The sequence below is a fragment of the Microbacterium lemovicicum genome, assembly GCF_003991875.1.
Taxonomy (GTDB): Bacteria; Actinomycetota; Actinomycetes; order Actinomycetales; family Microbacteriaceae; genus Microbacterium; species Microbacterium lemovicicum.
This window is the reverse complement of sequence record NZ_CP031423.1, coordinates 1,704,356-1,720,401: the sequence shown is the minus strand read 5'-3', so window position 1 is coordinate 1,720,401 and position 16,046 is coordinate 1,704,356. Positions and strand designations below refer to the sequence as shown.

The following is a 16,046-nucleotide window of genomic DNA, read 5'->3' as shown; positions in this document are numbered from 1 at the left end:
CCCGGAGCGTCCCCCGTAGAATGGGGGCGTGTCTGAAATCACCCCCGATCTCGTGCGCCATCTCGGTGTGCTCGCCAGGATCCAGCTGAGCGACGAGGAGGTCGAGCGCCTCACCGGAGAGCTCGACGCCATCGTCGACAACATCGCGAAGGTGTCGGAGGTGGCCACCGCGGAGGTGCCCGCCACCAGCCACCCCGTCCCGCTGGAGAACGTCTTCCGCCGCGACGAGGTCGGTGAGACGCTGACCCAGGCCGAGGCGCTGAGCAACGCGCCCGACCAGGCCGACGGGCGCTTCCGCGTCACCGCGATCCTGGGGGAGGAGCAGTGAGCGACCTCACCCGCCTGACCGCGGCCGACCTGGCCTCCGCCCTCGCCGCCGGCGACGTGTCCAGCGCGGAGGCGACCCGCGCGCACCTCGACCGCATCGCCGCCGTCGACGGCGACGTGCACGCGTTCCTGCACGTCAACGCGCACGCGATGGATGCCGCGACCGACATCGATCGCCGCCGTGCCGCCGGCGAGGAGCTCGGCCCCCTGGCCGGCGTGCCCCTCGCCATCAAGGACGTCCTGGTCACGACCGACATGCCCTCCACGAGCGGCTCCCGCATCCTCGAGGGCTACATGTCGCCCTTCGATGCGACCGTCGTGGCCCGCTCCCGCGCGGCCGGACTCGTGCCCCTCGGCAAGACCAACATGGACGAGTTCGCCATGGGCTCCTCCACCGAGCACTCCGCCTACGGGCCGACCCGCAACCCGTGGGACCTCGACCGCATCCCCGGCGGCTCCGGCGGCGGATCGGCGGCCGCGGTCGCGGCCTTCGAGGCGCCCCTCGCTCTCGGCTCCGACACCGGCGGATCGATCCGTCAGCCGGCGCACGTCACGGGCACGGTGGGCGTCAAGCCCACCTACGGCGGCGTGAGCCGCTACGGCGCCATCGCGCTGGCCTCGTCACTCGACCAGGTGGGGCCGGTCACGCGCACGGTGCTCGACGCCGGCCTGCTGCACGACGTCATCGGCGGGCACGACCACCGCGATTCGACCTCCCTGACCGACGCCTGGCCCTCGTTCGCCCAGGCGGCGCGCGACGGCGCCCGTGGCGACGTGCTGAAGGGACTGCGCGTCGGCGTGATCTCCGAGCTCGACGACAGCGGCTTCCAGCCGGGCGTGTCGGCCTCGTTCCGTGCCGCACTCGCGATGCTCGAGGCGCAGGGCGCCGAGATCGTCGAGATCTCCGCGCCGCACTTCGAGTACGGCGTCGCCGCGTACTACCTGATCCTGCCCGCCGAGGCCTCCAGCAATCTCGCGAAGTTCGACTCGGTGCGCTTCGGCATGCGCTCGGCTTCCGGCGGCACCGTCGAGGACGTGATGGCCGCCACCCGCGACGCGGGCTTCGGCGACGAGGTGAAGCGCCGCATCATCCTCGGCACCTACGCGCTGTCCGCCGGCTACTACGACGCGTACTATGGGTCGGCGCAGAAGGTGCGCACCCTCATCCAGCGCGATTTCGACGCGGCCTTCGAGAAGGTCGACGTGATCGCGACCCCGTCGGCTCCGACGACCGCGTTCCGTCTCGGCGAGCAGCTCGGCGACCCTCTGCAGATGTACCTGAACGACGTCACGACCATCCCGGCCAACCTCGCCGGCGTCCCCGGCATCTCGATCCCGTCAGGTCTCGCGGAGGAGGACGGCCTGCCCGTCGGCATCCAGTTCCTCGCCCCCGTCCGCGAGGACGCCCGGCTCTACCGGGTGGGCGCTGCGCTGGAGACGCTCCTGGTCGACTCGTGGGGCGCGCCCCTGCTGGATCGCGCGCCCGCGCTGGCGGCGTCCGGATCGAACGAAGGGAACCGCTGATGGTCAAGGAGAAGATCCTCTCGTTCGAGGAGGCCCTCGAACGGTACGAGCCCGTGCTGGGCTTCGAGGTGCACGTCGAGCTCAACACCAAGACCAAGATGTTCTCGTCGGCGCCGAACTCCTTCGGCCGCGAGCCGAACACCGATCTCGCGCCGGTCGACCTCGGTCTGCCCGGTTCGCTTCCCGTCGTCAACGAGCAGGCGGTGCGCTACTCGATCTCCCTGGGCCTCGCCCTCGGCTGCTCGATCGCCCCGTCGAGCCGGTTCGCGCGGAAGAACTACTTCTACCCCGACCTCGGCAAGAACTACCAGATCTCGCAGTACGACGAGCCCATCGCCTTCGAGGGCTCCGTCGACGTCGAGCTCTCCGACGGCACCATCGTGACCGTGCCGATCGAGCGGGCGCACATGGAGGAGGATGCCGGCAAGCTGACCCATGTGGGAGGCGCGACGGGTCGCATCCAGGGTGCTGAGTACTCCCTCGTGGACTACAACCGAGCCGGGGTGCCACTGGTCGAGATCGTCACCAAGCCCATCTACGGCGCCGAGCACCGCGCTCCCGAGATCGCCAAGGCCTACGTGCAGACGATCCGCGACATCGTGCTCGCTCTCGGCATCTCCGACGCCAAGATGGAGCGCGGCAACCTCCGCTGCGACGCGAACGTATCCCTCCGTCCGCGCGGCCAGGAGAAGCTGGGCACGCGCACGGAGACGAAGAACGTGAACTCGATGCGATCGGTCGAGCGCGCCGTGCGCTACGAGATCCAGCGCCAGGCTGCGATCCTGGCCGCCGGCGGCTCGATCACGCAGGAGACCCGCCACTGGCACGAGGACACCGGCACGACCTCTCCCGGGCGGCCGAAGTCCGATGCCGACGATTACCGCTACTTCCCCGAGCCCGACCTGCTCCCCGTCGTGCCCGCGCCGGAGCTCATCGCGCAGCTGCGCGACGAGCTGCCCGAGCCCCCGGCTGTGCGCCGTCGCCGGCTCAAGGACAGCTGGGGCTTCACCGACCTCGAGTTCCAGGACGTCGCGAACGGCGGTCTGCTCGCCGAGGTCGAGGCCACGATCTCCCTGGGCACGTCGCCCGCGGCCGCCCGCAAGTGGTGGACGGGTGAGCTCACGCGGCTCGCGAACGCGCAGGGACGCGAGGCCTCCGACCTCGTCTCGCCGCAGGACGTCGCCGATCTGCAGTCCCTCGTGGATGCCGGGACGCTGACGGACAAGCTCGCCCGCCAGGTGCTCGAGGGCATCGCCGCCGGGGAGGGCTCGGCGCAGGAGGTCATCGACGCCCGCGGGCTCGCCGTCGTCTCGGACGACGGCGCGCTGATCGCGGCGATCGACGACGCCCTGGCGGCGCAGCCCGACGTGCTGGCAAAGATCCGCGACGGCAAGGTGCAGGCCGCAGGTGCGGTCATCGGCGCGGTCATGAAGGCGATGCGCGGTCAGGCCGATGCGGCCCGGGTGCGCGAGCTGATCCTGGAGCGCGCGGCCCAGTAGCGGCAGCCGCCGCCCCGGTGTCGGAGGTGCGCGAGAGGATGGACGCATGGGGCGCGGCGATGGCACGGGACGCATCGTGTCGCCCGATGACGCCGATGACACCGGCACCGGCATCCTGCACGTCGATATGGACGCGTTCTACGCGTCGGTGGCGGTCCTCGACGATCCGACGCTGACGGGCAAGCCGATCATCATCGGAGCGCCGGAGGGGCGATCGGTCGTCTCCAGCGCCTCGTACGAGGCCCGGCGCTTCGGCGTGCGCTCCGCCATGCCGGTCTCGCAGGCGCTGCGCCTGTGCCCGCAGGCGATCGTGGTCTCACCGCGGTTCGAGCGCTACACCACCATGTCGGCGCAGGTCATGGAGATCTTCCGGTCCTTCACACCCCTGGTGGAGCCGCTCTCGATCGACGAGGCCTTCCTCGACGTGCGCGGTGCCCGACGACTGTGGGGCAGCCCGGGCACCATCGCGCGGCAGGTGCGGAGCCGTGTGCTGGCCGAGACCGGACTGGTGTGCAGCATCGGCGTCGCCGCCACCAAGCACGTCGCCAAGATGGCCTCGACGATCAGCAAGCCCGACGGGCTTCTCATCGTCGCCGCCGCCGACACGCTCGACTTCCTCGGTCCGCGTTCCGTCCGGGCGATGTGGGGCGTGGGTCCGAAGGCGGCCGAGTCGCTGGAGGCGCGCGGCATACGCACGATCGCCGACATCCGCGACGCGCCGCGCGACGTCCTCGAGCGGGCACTCGGGCGGGCCGGCGGGGAACGCGTGTGGCACCTGTCCCGGGGGCTCGACGCGCGCGAGGTGACCACGACGCACGTCGAGAAGAGCGTGGGTCACGAGGAGACGTTCCACGAGGACATCGCCGACCCGGCGGTGCTGCGCGCCGAGCTGCGGCGACTGTCCGACCGGGTGGGCGCCCGACTTCGCCGTCACGGGTGGGAGGCGGCGACGGTGTCGATCAAGATCCGCTACGCGGACTTCACCACCATCAGCCGGTCGCAGACCCTCGAGGCCGCCTCGGCCGTCAGCCAGCGCATCGGCGACGTCGCGCACGAGCTCTTCGACGCGGTCGACCACCGGCAGCCCATCCGGCTGATCGGCGTGCGCGCAGAGAAGCTGCAGCCGGCCGGCGGCGACGCGATGGCTCTGTGGGACGACGACGAGGAGTGGAAGAAGCTCGACGGCGCGATGGATGACGCCACTGCCCGCTTCGGCATGAGCGCGGTGACGCGGGCGGCCCTCCTAGGTCGCGGTCGCGCGATCACCGCCGTCCCCACGAACCCCGCTCCGCGCACTTTCGAGTGATCGGTCTTCCCCCGACCCTGGGCATCCCCGTCCACGGGCAGTAGCGTGGAACCATGCCCAACATCGCACTCGAACTCGGCAAGCAGTCCGCCTCCCTCGGCGTCCAGAGCGCCTACGGCCAGCAGGAGGACGTCGACGGCATCCGGATCATCCCGGTGGCCCTGACGTGGTCCGGTTTCGGCGGAGGCTCCGACGAGCAGGGCAACGGCGGCGGCGGTGGCGGCGGCTACGCCCTCCCCCTCGGCGCCTACATCCGTCGCGGCGACGACCTCCGTTTCGAGCCGAACATCGTGTCGGTCCTCGCTGTCGGCATCCCCTTCGTCTGGGTGGCCGGTCGCGCGCTCAGCCGTGTCATCCGCGCCCTCAAGAAGTAGCTCCGACCCGGTCGCCGCTGCACGCGCCGTCGCCGTCGCCCGCATCCTGGATGCGGTCGTCGCGGTCGAGGCGTCTAATCCCGTCGTCCTGATCGACGGTCGAAGCGGCGCGGGCAAGAGCACCATCGCGCAGGATCTCGTCGCCCGCTGGCCCATCCGCGGGCGCGTTCAGCTCGTCGGGCTCGACTCGATCTACCCCGGATGGGATGGCCTGGCCGACGGGGTGGAGACGGCGCGTCGTCAGATCCTCGTCCCGCACGCGCGCGGTCTCATCGGCGTCTGGCAGCGCTGGGACTGGACGGCGGAGGAGCCGGCCGAGGCGCACGCGGTCGATCCGTCCCTCCCGCTGATCGTCGAGGGTTCCGGCGTCCTCACGCCCGTCACCGCACGACTGAGCGATGTACGCGTGTGGCTCGACTCCCCGACCGCGTCGCGGCGGCGACGGGCGCTCGACCGCGACGGGGACACCTACCGTCCGCACTGGGAGCGATGGGCCGAGCAGGAGGAGCGGCACCTGGCGCGCGACGAGCCCGCGCAGCATGCGACGCTCGTGCTGTCCATCCCCTGAGGCGTCAGCCCGCCGCGCGCCTCAGTCCTCGGTGGCGGCCCGGACGAGACCGTCGAGGCGGAAGCCGAGCCAGTCGTAGATGCCGAAGCGCGGATCGTCCTCGGAGTGGTCGTCATCGTCGATGATGCCGAGTCGCGACGCCAGCACGAGCCGCACCGCCGCGAGGGTGCGCAGCCACGACCTCACACCGTTTGGATCGAGCGGGATGGTGATGACGTCGGTCACGGTCGCCAACGACAGGTCGGCGTCCTCATCGATGATCTCGGGGCCGAGCGATGACAGCACCGCGTGCGCGTCCGCGGCCCGCCGCGACAGCAGGTCGTCCTCGGTCAGCGAGCGGAACTCCCGCGCCGCCTCCTCGTCGTCGGCGTAGGCGGGCGGCACCAGGCGGGCCACCGCGGGATCGTCCGTGCGCGCGCCCTCGACGTCGTCCTCGAGCAACTCGACGAACTGACCGACGAGGCCGGCGAGGTGCGTCGCCTCGATGCGCGTCATCTCCAGCACGACCAGGCGCGATCCCTCGGTCATCCGCTTCTCCTCACGGTGGCCCACAGGCCGTAGTCGTGCATCGCCTGCACGTGCAGCTCCATCTGCTCCCGCGCCCCCTGGGCCACGATCGCCTTCCCGTCGTGATGCACCGCGAGCATCAGCCGCGTCGCCTCTTCGAGGGAGTATCCGAAGTACTCGCGGAACACGTGCACGACGTAGTTCATGAGGTTGACGGGGTCGTTCCAGACGACCGTCTCCCACGGTGGCGACGCCTCCCTGACGAGGGCGTCCTCGATGTCGAGGTCGGGCACGGGCAGAACGGCGGCGGACATCAGGCCCATCCGAGTTCGTGGAGGCGCTCGTCGTCGATGCCGTAGAAGTGGGCGATCTCGTGCACGAGCGTCGTGTGGATCTCGTCACGCAGCTCGTCCTCGTCCTCGCACACCGCGAGGTGCGGCTCGCGATAGACGATCACCCGGTCGGGGAGCTCGCCCACGCCGTATCTGTCGCGCTCGGTGAGCGCCCAGCCGTCATACAGACCGAGCAGGTCGAGACTGCCGTCCTCGGGCCGGTCCTCGACGACGAAGACGACGTTGTCGAGACCGTCGATCATGTCATCGGGGAGCGCATCGAGCTCGGCGATCACGAGGGACTCGAAGGATGCCGCATCCATCTCCATCAGTGTCGCCTCCCTGAGCGCGGGGCGGGCTGACGGACGACGCGGCCCGCTCTTCCCCACCGGCGCGAACCCGGGGACGCGATCGAGCCGGGCCCGATGTCCCCGCTCTGATTGGGGTGAGTAACGGGGCTCGAACCCGCGACATCGGCCACCACAAGGCCGCGCTCTACCAACTGAGCTATACCCACCATCGCCGATCCGCTCGCGCGGTCAACCCCTCGATTGTATTACACGTCCGCCGCGTACGACGACACGACGGAGGCCGCGACGGTGCGTGCGGAGTCGCTGGTCGGGCCGGGCTGCGGCACGAACACCGCCTCGCGGTAATAGGCCATCTCGCGGATCGATTCGCGGATGTCGGCCAGGGCGCGGTGACCGCCGTCCTTCGCGGGAGCGTGGATGTACGCGCGCGGGTACCAGCGGCGGGACAGCTCCTTGACGCTCGACACGTCGATGTTGCGGTAGTGCAGCCAGCGGTCGATGCGCGGCATGTACTTGGCCAGGAACATCCGATCGGTGCCGATGGTGTTGCCGGCCAGCGGCGCCTTGCCCTCGAGCGGCGCGAACCGCTGGATGTACTCGAGAGCGAGGAACTCGGCCTCGGCGACGCTGACGCCGTTCGGGATCTCCTCGAGGAGCCCGGACGTACGGTGCATCTCGGTGACGAAATCGCCCATGTTCGCCAGGGCGGAGGCATCGGGCTTGACGACGATCTGGAAGCCGGGATCGAGGGGACGCAGCTCGAAGTCGGTGACGATCACCGCGATCTCGACGATCTCGTCGACGGCCAGGTCGAGCCCGGTCATCTCGCAGTCGATCCACACGAGCCGGTCGTTCTCAGAAGCCCCCACCATGTCGTCAGTCTATCGACGGGGGAGGACAGCGGCCCCGCGGGCGCGGGCGACGGCCGGCATGGGCGGCCGTGCGGTCACGCGCTAGCCTGGAGGAGTCCGCCTTCGTAGCTCAATGGATAGAGCATCGGCCTTCTAATCCGACGGTTGCTGGTTCGAGTCCAGCCGGGGGCACCCGAGGGCCTCCCGTCGAGGGGGTTGGCGAAGTCCGCGCCGAAGCGTAGCGTTCGCTCCATCGGAAGGAGTGCCACCATGAGCACGACCGAAACCCCCCAGGCCCTGTGGGTGGCCTACGGCACCGGCGGCGTCGTCGGTTCGATCCGCAAGGACGGCGACGGCTACACGGTGACGATGGCGGGTGCCGACGAGGTCACCGGCACGTACCCGTCGATGGACATCGCCAAGAGTGCGCTCCGCTCGCACATGAAGCCGAACAGCGACTGGCCGGAATTCCGCCAGCACTGAGCTCGGACTAGATCGTCAGACCGCGCTGACGACCCGCCGGCGAGACGCGGGGCGCCGTGCGTCCAGCAGCGGCAGAGCCAGATGCACCAGCGGGCCGATGGACACGGCGAAGAGCACCGTGCCGATGCCGACGGTGCCGCCCAGCAGCCAGCCGAGCACGAGCACCGTGGCCTCCACGGTCAGGCGGCAGAGCCACACGGGCCAGCCGAGTCGGGCATGCATGCCGGTCATCAGCCCGTCACGGGGACCGGGTCCGAAGTGCGCGCCGATGTAGAGCCCGGATGCCACGGCCACGAGCAGGATGCCCGCCACCAGTACGAGGAGCTGAGCGACGAGACCCGCGACGGGCGGGACCATGGCCAGGACGATCTGCATGGTGGTGCCCACCAGGAGGATGTTCGCGATCGTGCCGAGGCCCGGCTTCTGCCGGAGCGGGATCCACACCAGCAGCACCAGGAAGCCGATGATGTTCGTCACCCAACCGATGCCCAGTCCCGTGTGGATCGAGACACCCTGCGCGAACACGGTCCACGGGTCCACACCCAGTCCTGCCTCGACGGTGAGGGCGCAGCCCGTGCCGTAGAGGACGAGACCGATGAGGAGCTGGAGAACGCGGCGGGTCATGGGTCCATCCAATCGCACGATTGGCCATAACCGGCCAGTCCAATGGGGATAGCCTGGACTCGTGGACTCCCGTATCTCGGCTCGGATGCTCGCTCTCTCCCTGGGTGGATGGCGCACGCGGGAGCCCGCGTACGAAGCCCTGGCGGACGGCATCCGACTCCTGTGTCTCGACAACCGGCTCGCGCCCCGCACGGCACTGCCCGCCGAGCGCGAGCTCGCCGCGACGCTCAAGGTCAGCCGCACCACCGTGGCGGCGGCCTACCGCAGCCTCCGCGACACCCGCCACATCGAGAGCACGCGCGGCTCCGGCAGCGTGACACTGCCGCTGGGACGCCGCGAGCCCGGCCGGGTGGATCCCGACGCCGACACCATCGACCTCCAGCAGGCCAGCCCGCCCGCGTGGCCTGGGCTCGCCGGCGTGATCGCCGGGGTGGCGGGCTCCGCCGCGTCGCTCGTCTCGCGGGTGGGGTACGACGTGGTCGGCCGGCCGGAGCTGCGCACCGCCATCGCGGCCGGGTACGCGCGGCGCGGCATCCCGACGTCGGCGGACCAGGTGCTCATCACGACCGGGGCACAGGCCGCCATCCATCTCTCGGCGACCGTGCTGCTCAGCCGGGGCGACCGCGTGCTCGTGGAGACGCCGACCTACCCGCACGCCGCTGACGCGCTGCGCCAGGCCGGTGCCCGCCTCGTCGGGGTGCCGGTGACCACCGGCGACGGCTGGGACCTCGATCGGGCGGAGCAGGCCTTCTCGCGCGCCCTCCCGGTGATGGCCTATCTCATGCCCGACTTCCAGAACCCGACCGGCCGCTCCATGAGCGGTGAGGAGCGCGCGGCCGTCGTCGCTGCGGCGGAGCGCGTCGGCTGCACGCTCGTGGTGGACGAGACCACCGCCGAACTCGACATCGACCGGCCCGACGATCCGACGGCGCTGGTGTCGGACGATCCGTCGACGGTGGTGCGCATCGGGTCCGTCGGAAAGACGGTCTGGGGCGGACTGCGGGTCGGGTGGATCCGCGCAGACGGCGCCCTGATCCGCCGTCTGGCCGCCGCCCGCTCGACCCACGACCTCGGCACGCCGGAGTTCGAGCAGTCCATCGTGACCGAGCTGTTCCCGCGGATGCCGGAGATCGTCGCGCAGCGGTCGCACGTGCTCCGTCAGGGCCGCGACGCCCTGGTCGCCGCGCTGGGGCGGGAGCTGCCCGAATGGTCGGTGCCGCACGTCCACGGCGGGGTGTCGCTGTGGGTCGGACTGGATGAGCCGCTCAGCGCGGCGGTCGTGATGGAGGCCCGTTCACGCGGACTGCTGCTGTCGGCGGGCCCGCGCTTCTCCGTGGACGGCGGACACGACAGACACCTCCGCATCCCGTTCACGGCCACGCCCGAGAGCCTGGAGCGCAGCGCGGAGATCCTGGCCGCGTCGTGGGATCGTGTGCGACGCGCCGCGCCGGCGACGACGGCGCCGCGACTCGAGGCAGTCGTCTGATACGTGTCACCGGTGCCTGTGGTGGCGCGGGCATCTCCGCGTGTCGCCGCGTGTCGTCGCGCATCGCCGGTTGTCGCCGGTTGTCGCCGGTTGTCGCCGGCGCCGCTTATCGCCGGCGCCGCTTATCGCCGGCGCGGCTCAGCGGGACAGTCGCAGGGTGTCGAGCGCCTGCTCGCACGACCAGAAGTCACCGAGATCGCGGAAGGCCCGCGACAGCGGCTGATAGCGCAGCGCGCCGTAGCGCAGCGTCGCCCCCTGACCCGTCGCCCGGATGTGCCCGATGACGCGGCCGTCCCGACCGGTGATCCGCCAGAGGCCGGGAGCCGCTGTGACGGCCGTGAGGAGCGCGCGTCGTGCGGCCGTGATCACTGCCTCCGCCGCATCGAGCGTCGGAGAGGAGAGCTCGCGCGGCGCGTCGATCGTCCGTTTCGGTGTCGTCAGGGGCGTGCGCATGGTGTCTTCCTCTCGTCTGATGGATAGAACATAAGTTCGACCTCGGACATTCCGTTCCACCGGCGAAACGCCGATCCGATCGGGCAGTTCGCGCCTGCACGGCTCCTCCCCAACGTCATTCCGCGCTCTTCTGCCAACTGATGAACGCGGGCGCTTCCACCGACGCGACGCGCGCACGCACGCTGGAGATGCGCCGGCGTCCGGTGGGCACCCGGATGCCGGCGCGACTCGGAGAAGGTCTCCGAGCGGAGAGGGAACACATCATGAGCGACGTCATCACGGTCACCGGCAACATCGCGACCGAACCCGACCTCAAACAGACCTCGGCGGGGGCGGTCACGAGCTTCCGTCTGGCCTGCACCCAGCGGCGCTTCGACCGGAGCACGAACGCCTGGGTGGACGGACCCACCAACTGGTACACGGTCTCGATGTTCCGAGGCCTCGCCGAGCACGCCTACACATCCCTCCAGAAGGGGCACCGCGTCCTCCTGACCGGACGCCTCCGCCTCCGGGAGTGGGACAACGGGACGAAGAAGGGACTGACGGCCGAGATCGAGGCTGATGCGATCGGACACGATCTGCGGTGGGGAACCACCGTCTACGAGAAGGGCCAGACCTCCGGCGACGGCGCCGCGGCAGGCTCCACCGGCGCCGCCCGCACCGACGAGTGGGCTGTTCCCGGTGGCGACGGCTCGGACGGGACATCCGAGATCGCCGGGGAGGCCTGGACCGAAGCGGACGAGCGCTCCGCGGCGCAGGAGCCGATTCCCACGCCGTTCTGAGTCGGCGGGCGTCCGAGGTGGCCACAGGGCGTCGAACGGCGGGCACAGGTGCGTCCGCCGTAGACTCGGCCCGTGCTTCGTCGACGCGTCGTCCCCGACCCGCGTCGGAGCATCGATGCCGTTCCGGTTCGGATCCGCCGTGCGACGGCCCCGCTGCTCATCGGAGCGGTCATCGCCCTGCTCGTGGCCGGATGCACAGCCGGACCCTCCGATCCGGCGCCCGCGGAGCCTGCACCCACCGGCGACGGCGGGTCGCCGTCCGCGACGGCGTCGGCACCGGGGACGGCCGAGCCGACGCTGCCGCCCGCGCTGATCCCGACGGGGTCCGCGAGTGACAACCTCCCACTGTTCGCGTCGGTCGTCGACACCGTGTGGGCGAACGGGGCGCCCGTGACGGGCCGCAGCTACGTCGACGCCCTCTCCACCGCCGGCTTCGACAAGGCCGCGATGCAGGTCACCCAGGACGCGACCACGATCGGCAACCCGGCCGAGGCGATCCAGTTCGCGGTGCGGTGGGGCGAGGAGTGCCTGACGGGCCAGGTCGGGCCGACCACGCCGAGCCCCGTCACCGCCGTGCTGCCCGGACTGCCGTCCGGGGGATGCCTGCTGGGGGAGACGCGCGCGATCGACTGGTGACCAGCTCCATCGGCGGCTGCCGTCACCGTGCTGCGCGCGCCGTCGCCGGAAGGCGAGCAGCGCGCCGCCGCGTAGACTGGAGCGGATATGGCTGAGTACATCTATCAGATGGTCCGCGCGCGCAAAGCCGTGGGCGACAAAGTGATCCTCGACGACGTGACGATGTCGTTCCTCCCCGGAGCGAAGATCGGCGTGGTCGGCCCGAACGGTGCCGGAAAATCGACGATCCTCAAGATCATGGCCGGGCTCGACCAGCCCAGCAACGGCGACGCGAAGCTGAGCGCGGGCTACTCCGTGGGCATCCTGATGCAGGAGCCGGAGCTCGATGAAGACCAGACCGTGCTGGAGAACGTCCAGCAGGGCGTCGGCCCCATCATGGGCAAGCTGACCCGCTTCAACGAGATCTCCGGACTGATGGCGGATCCCGATGCGGACTTCGACACGCTCCTGGCCGAGATGGGCACCCTGCAGGAGGAGATCGACGCCGCCGACGCCTGGGACCTCGACTCGCAGCTCGAGCAGGCCATGGACGCCCTGCGCACCCCGCCGCCGGACGCCATCGTCTCCCACCTCTCCGGTGGTGAGAAGCGCCGCGTCGCGCTCTGCAAGCTGCTGCTGCAGAAGCCCGACCTCCTGCTCCTCGACGAGCCCACCAACCACCTCGACGCCGAGAGCGTGCAGTGGCTCGAGCAGCACCTCGCCAAGTACGCCGGCGCCGTGCTGGCCGTGACGCACGACCGGTACTTCCTCGACCACGTGGCCGAGTGGATCTGCGAGGTCGACCGCGGTCGCCTCTACCCCTACGAGGGCAACTACTCGACGTACCTCGAGAAGAAGCAGGAGCGACTGCAGGTCCAGGGTAAGAAGGACGCCAAGCTGGCCAAGCGCCTCGCGTCCGAGCTCGAGTGGGTCCGCAGCAACGCGAAGGGCCGTCAGACGAAGTCCAAGTCGCGTCTCGCGCGCTACGAGGAGATGGCGGCCGAGGCCGACCGCACGAGGAAGCTGGACTTCGACGAGATCCAGATCCCGCCCGGTCCGCGCCTCGGACAGCAGGTGCTCGAGACGAAGAAGCTCCGCAAGGGCTTCGGCGAGCGGGTGCTCATCGAGGACCTCTCGTTCTCGCTGCCGCGCAACGGCATCGTCGGCATCATCGGCCCGAACGGCGTCGGCAAGACCACGCTGTTCAAGACGATCGTCGGACTCGAGCCCGCCGACGGCGGAGAGGTCAAGATCGGCGAGACCGTCGACATCTCCTACGTCGATCAGAGCCGCGGCGGCATCGACCCGAACAAGAACCTGTGGGAGGTCGTCTCCGACGGCCTCGACTGGATCCAGGTCGGCAAGGTCGAGATCCCGTCGCGCGCCTACGTCTCGCAGTTCGGCTTCAAGGGCCCCGACCAGCAGAAGAAGGCCGGAGTCCTCTCGGGTGGGGAGCGCAACCGTCTGAACCTCGCGCTCACGCTCAAGCAGGGCGGCAACCTGCTGCTGCTCGACGAGCCCACGAACGACCTGGACGTCGAGACGCTCGGCAGCCTCGAGAACGCACTCCTCGAGTTCCCCGGCTGCGCCGTGGTCATCACGCACGACCGGTGGTTCCTCGACCGCATCGCCACGCACATCCTCGCCTACGAGGGCACCGAGGAGGATCCCGCGAACTGGTACTGGTTCGAGGGCAACTTCGAGGCCTACGAGCAGAACAAGATCGAGCGCCTCGGCGCCGATGCGGCCAACCCGCACCGCTCGACGTACCGCAAGCTCACGCGTGACTGACGAGCCGGCTCCGGCGGGGGAGGAGCGGCGCGTCCACGTGCCGATCCACCTCCGCTGGGGCGACCTCGACGCGTTCAACCACGTCAACAACACCTCGATGCTCAAGCTGCTCGAGGAGGCGCGTGTCCGCGCCTTCTGGCTGCCGGGCGAGGGGGAGGATGCTCCGCCGACCGCCGTGCTCGACTCGGGCATGCACAGCGGCATCCTGACCCTCATCGCCCGCCAGGAGATCGAGTACCTCGCGCCCGTGCCGTACCAGCGGCATCCCCTCGATGTGCAGCTCTGGTTCGGCGCCCTCGGCGGCTCCAGCGTCGAGGTCTGCTACGAGGTGCGCGGGCCGGTGCAGACGACCGCGCCGGGCGCGGAGCAGATCGTGTACGCGCGCTCGACGGCGGTGTTGGTGAAGGTCGACGCCGCGACCGGCCGGCCGACGCGGATCACCGCCGAGGAGCGGGCCGCATGGGAGCCGTTCGTCGGCGCGCCGATCGTCTACGGCCACCGGCGCTGAGCCTGCGGGTCAGACCGCGCCCGCCGGCACCCGCACCGTGATCTCCTGAGCGACGCTCGCGAGCAGCACGCCGTCGCGGCTGAAGATCCGGCCGGTCGACAGCCCGCGTCCGCCGCGTGCGCTCGGGGACTCCTGGACGTACAGCATCCACTCGTCGACCCGGCCCGCACGGTGCCACCACATCGCGTGGTCGAGGCTCGCGACCTTGAGCCCGGGCGTCGCCCAGGCCACACCGTGCGCGCGCAGCACCGGCTCCTGGATCGTGAGGTCGCTGAGGTAGGCGAGCGCCGCGCGGTGGATCGCCGGATCGTCGGGCAGCCGGCCACGGACGCGCAGCCACACCGCCTGGGCCGGCACCCGGTCGCCCTCGACGCTCACGTACACCGGCGAGGTCACGTGGCGGACGTCGACGGGGCTGTTGCGCATGAGACGCCACGCGGACGACGGCGCGTCGCGCAGCACGTCGGTCGAATCGCGGACACCGTCGGGGCCGGGGATGCCCTCGGGCATCGCGCCCTGGTGCTCCAGCCCCGGGTCCTCGTCCTGGAAGGACGCGATCATCGAGAAGATCGGCACGCCGTCCTGGAAGGCCTGCGTGCGGCGGGTCGAGAACGACCGGCCGTCGTGGATCCGGTCGACGGAGAACGTGAGACCGCGGGACGCATCTCCGGGGCGGAGGAAGTACCCGTGCATGGAGTGCGGCGCACGGCCCTCGGGCAGCGTGCGCGATGCCGCCACGATCGACTGCGCCAGCACCTGCCCGCCGTAGATGCGACCCGTCGGCATCGGCTGGCTCTCGCCCGTGAAGATGTCCTCGGTGGTGCGGGCCTGCGAGCCGGACAGGTCGAGCACTGCCCGCAGGGGCGTGAGCGAATCGGCCTCGGCGGAGGCGTGGTCCATCGAGCTCACAGCGTCTCCCGTTCCGGCGGCCGATGCCGCGCTTGGTAGTTTAGGCGGATGGCCGAACGCATCCTGTTCCCCGATGCCGACGCCGTCGTCGACGCCCTGACCTTCGCCGGACGCACGGCGCGACTGGGCGACGGCGCCGTGCGGCTGCAGGCCCGCCGCGGGACTCTGGCGATGTCCTCGGCTCCTCTCGCGCCCAAGACCCTCATGGATCCGACGCCCACGATCCTCGCGCTGCGGGCGCTGCCCGTCGATCCCGAACTCGAGTGCGATCTCGTGGTCGAGGCATCCGCTCTGCTGCGCGATCCGCTCGATGACCGGGCGGTGCTGCTGCCCGAGACGGCGCTCTCGGCGATGTGGGCCGGCATCTCCGCGCCGCGGGCCGGCTGGACCGCATCGACCGAGATCGAGGCGTCCGAGCTGGCCGCCCGCGCGCAGTGGGGGATCGCAGCCGTCGCCGAGGCGATGCCCGCCGACGCCGGCGAGGAGATCGTGCACACGGTGCGCGCGGCGGTGTGGGGGGAGTCGGACGCCGCGATCGCCGATCTTCCGCGCGGGGCGGCCTTCGCCGCCTTCGCCCTGGGGTTCATCGTCGGGCAGGAGTCGGCGCGCGTGCTGACCTCCGGGGCATGGACCCGGCTGTCGCTCACCCGAGGCCACATCATCGTGCGTCGTCCCGTGCGCGCCGGGCTCACGCAGGTGCGCACCACCGGTCGTCCGCCGGCCTCCTGAGCGCACGGGCGCCGTGAAAGGACCGCTCCCGCAGCTCGGTCGCGATGCCGCCCGGCGACTCCCGCGT

Annotated in this window: 20 protein-coding genes and 2 tRNA genes; 14 read left to right on the top strand and 8 right to left on the bottom strand. The window is 70.8% G+C overall.

Annotation, left to right across the window (positions count from 1 at the left end; genetic code table 11):
* Positions 1 to 28 precede the first annotated feature (28 nt).
* Genes gatC through CVS47_RS07985 form a run of 6 tightly spaced genes read left to right on the top strand, consistent with a single transcriptional unit; the run spans position 29 to position 5,598 of the window.
* Positions 29 to 328, top strand: coding sequence for an Asp-tRNA(Asn)/Glu-tRNA(Gln) amidotransferase subunit GatC (gene gatC, locus CVS47_RS08010; RefSeq protein ID WP_127095610.1), 300 nt, complete (start codon positions 29 to 31; stop codon positions 326 to 328).
* On the top strand, positions 325 to 1,851 hold the full coding sequence (gene gatA, locus CVS47_RS08005; protein ID WP_127095609.1) for an Asp-tRNA(Asn)/Glu-tRNA(Gln) amidotransferase subunit GatA: 1,527 nt from the start codon (positions 325 to 327) through the stop codon (positions 1,849 to 1,851). The genes gatC and gatA overlap by 4 nt, the downstream gene beginning before the upstream one ends.
* A complete protein-coding gene (gene gatB / locus CVS47_RS08000) occupies positions 1,851 to 3,350 on the top strand; it encodes an Asp-tRNA(Asn)/Glu-tRNA(Gln) amidotransferase subunit GatB (RefSeq protein ID WP_127095608.1) in 1,500 nt (499 codons plus the stop codon). The genes gatA and gatB overlap by 1 nt, the downstream gene beginning before the upstream one ends.
* A 46-nt stretch (positions 3,351 to 3,396) precedes the next feature.
* Positions 3,397 to 4,656, top strand: coding sequence for a DNA polymerase IV (dinB, locus tag CVS47_RS07995; protein WP_127095607.1), 1,260 nt, complete (start codon positions 3,397 to 3,399; stop codon positions 4,654 to 4,656).
* A 53-nt stretch (positions 4,657 to 4,709) separates the two neighbouring features.
* Positions 4,710 to 5,030 carry a hypothetical protein gene (locus CVS47_RS07990; protein WP_127095606.1) on the top strand — a complete coding sequence of 107 codons (321 nt, stop codon included), beginning with the start codon at positions 4,710 to 4,712 and terminating at the stop codon, positions 5,028 to 5,030.
* The gene (locus CVS47_RS07985) at positions 5,005 to 5,598 is read left to right on the top strand and encodes a nucleoside/nucleotide kinase family protein (RefSeq protein ID WP_241240322.1); all 594 of its coding nucleotides are present in this window, start codon (positions 5,005 to 5,007) and stop codon (positions 5,596 to 5,598) included. The genes CVS47_RS07990 and CVS47_RS07985 overlap by 26 nt, the downstream gene beginning before the upstream one ends.
* A 21-nt stretch (positions 5,599 to 5,619) precedes the next feature.
* Here the strand turns inward: CVS47_RS07985 and CVS47_RS07980 are convergent, their stop codons facing one another.
* The 5 genes from CVS47_RS07980 to orn form a co-directional block, all read right to left on the bottom strand.
* On the bottom strand, positions 5,620 to 6,126 hold the full coding sequence (locus CVS47_RS07980) for a DUF2017 family protein (protein WP_127095605.1): 507 nt from the start codon (positions 6,124 to 6,126) through the stop codon (positions 5,620 to 5,622).
* The gene (gene clpS / locus CVS47_RS07975; protein WP_127095604.1) at positions 6,123 to 6,428 is read right to left on the bottom strand and encodes an ATP-dependent Clp protease adapter ClpS; all 306 of its coding nucleotides are present in this window, start codon (positions 6,426 to 6,428) and stop codon (positions 6,123 to 6,125) included. Before clpS ends, CVS47_RS07980 begins: the two co-directional genes overlap by 4 nt.
* Complete coding sequence (locus tag CVS47_RS07970; RefSeq protein ID WP_127095603.1) at positions 6,419 to 6,766, bottom strand: metallopeptidase family protein; 348 nt, start codon at positions 6,764 to 6,766, stop codon at positions 6,419 to 6,421. Before CVS47_RS07970 ends, clpS begins: the two co-directional genes overlap by 10 nt.
* A gap of 112 nt (positions 6,767 to 6,878) precedes the next feature.
* Positions 6,879 to 6,954: transfer RNA gene (locus CVS47_RS07965), tRNA-His, on the bottom strand.
* A 39-nt stretch (positions 6,955 to 6,993) separates the two neighbouring features.
* The gene (orn, locus tag CVS47_RS07960) at positions 6,994 to 7,620 is read right to left on the bottom strand and encodes an oligoribonuclease (protein ID WP_127095602.1); all 627 of its coding nucleotides are present in this window, start codon (positions 7,618 to 7,620) and stop codon (positions 6,994 to 6,996) included.
* A 98-nt stretch (positions 7,621 to 7,718) separates the two neighbouring features.
* On the opposite strand from orn, the gene CVS47_RS07955 reads away from it, so the two are divergent.
* A tRNA-Arg gene (locus CVS47_RS07955) sits at positions 7,719 to 7,791 on the top strand.
* A gap of 78 nt (positions 7,792 to 7,869) precedes the next feature.
* Complete coding sequence (locus tag CVS47_RS07950) at positions 7,870 to 8,082, top strand: methyltransferase (RefSeq protein ID WP_127095601.1); 213 nt, start codon at positions 7,870 to 7,872, stop codon at positions 8,080 to 8,082.
* 15 nt (positions 8,083 to 8,097) lie between these two features.
* Here CVS47_RS07950 and yczE read toward each other — a convergent pair whose 3' ends face one another.
* Entirely contained in the window at positions 8,098 to 8,706 is a 609-nt protein-coding gene (yczE, locus tag CVS47_RS07945) for a membrane protein YczE (protein WP_127095600.1), read from the bottom strand.
* 61 nt (positions 8,707 to 8,767) lie between these two features.
* Between yczE and yczR the strand changes: the two genes are divergently transcribed.
* The gene (gene yczR, locus CVS47_RS07940; RefSeq protein ID WP_127095599.1) at positions 8,768 to 10,192 is read left to right on the top strand and encodes a MocR-like transcription factor YczR; all 1,425 of its coding nucleotides are present in this window, start codon (positions 8,768 to 8,770) and stop codon (positions 10,190 to 10,192) included.
* A 138-nt stretch (positions 10,193 to 10,330) separates the two neighbouring features.
* Here yczR and CVS47_RS07935 read toward each other — a convergent pair whose 3' ends face one another.
* Positions 10,331 to 10,645 carry a hypothetical protein gene (locus tag CVS47_RS07935; protein ID WP_127095598.1) on the bottom strand — a complete coding sequence of 105 codons (315 nt, stop codon included), beginning with the start codon at positions 10,643 to 10,645 and terminating at the stop codon, positions 10,331 to 10,333.
* A 263-nt stretch (positions 10,646 to 10,908) separates the two neighbouring features.
* Between CVS47_RS07935 and ssb the strand changes: the two genes are divergently transcribed.
* The 4 genes from ssb (at position 10,909) to CVS47_RS07915 (ending at position 14,341) form a co-directional block, all read left to right on the top strand.
* Complete coding sequence (gene ssb, locus CVS47_RS07930) at positions 10,909 to 11,427, top strand: single-stranded DNA-binding protein (RefSeq protein ID WP_127095597.1); 519 nt, start codon at positions 10,909 to 10,911, stop codon at positions 11,425 to 11,427.
* A gap of 72 nt (positions 11,428 to 11,499) precedes the next feature.
* On the top strand, positions 11,500 to 12,063 hold the full coding sequence (locus tag CVS47_RS16930) for a DUF6993 domain-containing protein (RefSeq protein WP_241240320.1): 564 nt from the start codon (positions 11,500 to 11,502) through the stop codon (positions 12,061 to 12,063).
* 87 nt (positions 12,064 to 12,150) lie between these two features.
* Positions 12,151 to 13,833, top strand: coding sequence for an energy-dependent translational throttle protein EttA (gene ettA, locus CVS47_RS07920; protein ID WP_127095596.1), 1,683 nt, complete (start codon positions 12,151 to 12,153; stop codon positions 13,831 to 13,833).
* The gene (locus tag CVS47_RS07915) at positions 13,826 to 14,341 is read left to right on the top strand and encodes an acyl-CoA thioesterase (protein WP_241240319.1); all 516 of its coding nucleotides are present in this window, start codon (positions 13,826 to 13,828) and stop codon (positions 14,339 to 14,341) included. The genes ettA and CVS47_RS07915 overlap by 8 nt, the downstream gene beginning before the upstream one ends.
* A gap of 9 nt (positions 14,342 to 14,350) precedes the next feature.
* Here CVS47_RS07915 and CVS47_RS07910 read toward each other — a convergent pair whose 3' ends face one another.
* Positions 14,351 to 15,241: an acyl-CoA thioesterase gene (locus tag CVS47_RS07910; protein WP_127095594.1), complete on the bottom strand. Its 891-nt coding sequence runs from the start codon at positions 15,239 to 15,241 to the stop codon at positions 14,351 to 14,353.
* 57 nt (positions 15,242 to 15,298) lie between these two features.
* Here CVS47_RS07910 and CVS47_RS07905 point away from each other — a divergent pair, with 57 nt between their 5' ends.
* Positions 15,299 to 15,979, top strand: coding sequence for a DUF8185 domain-containing protein (locus tag CVS47_RS07905; RefSeq protein ID WP_127095593.1), 681 nt, complete (start codon positions 15,299 to 15,301; stop codon positions 15,977 to 15,979).
* Positions 15,980 to 16,046 lie beyond the last annotated feature (67 nt).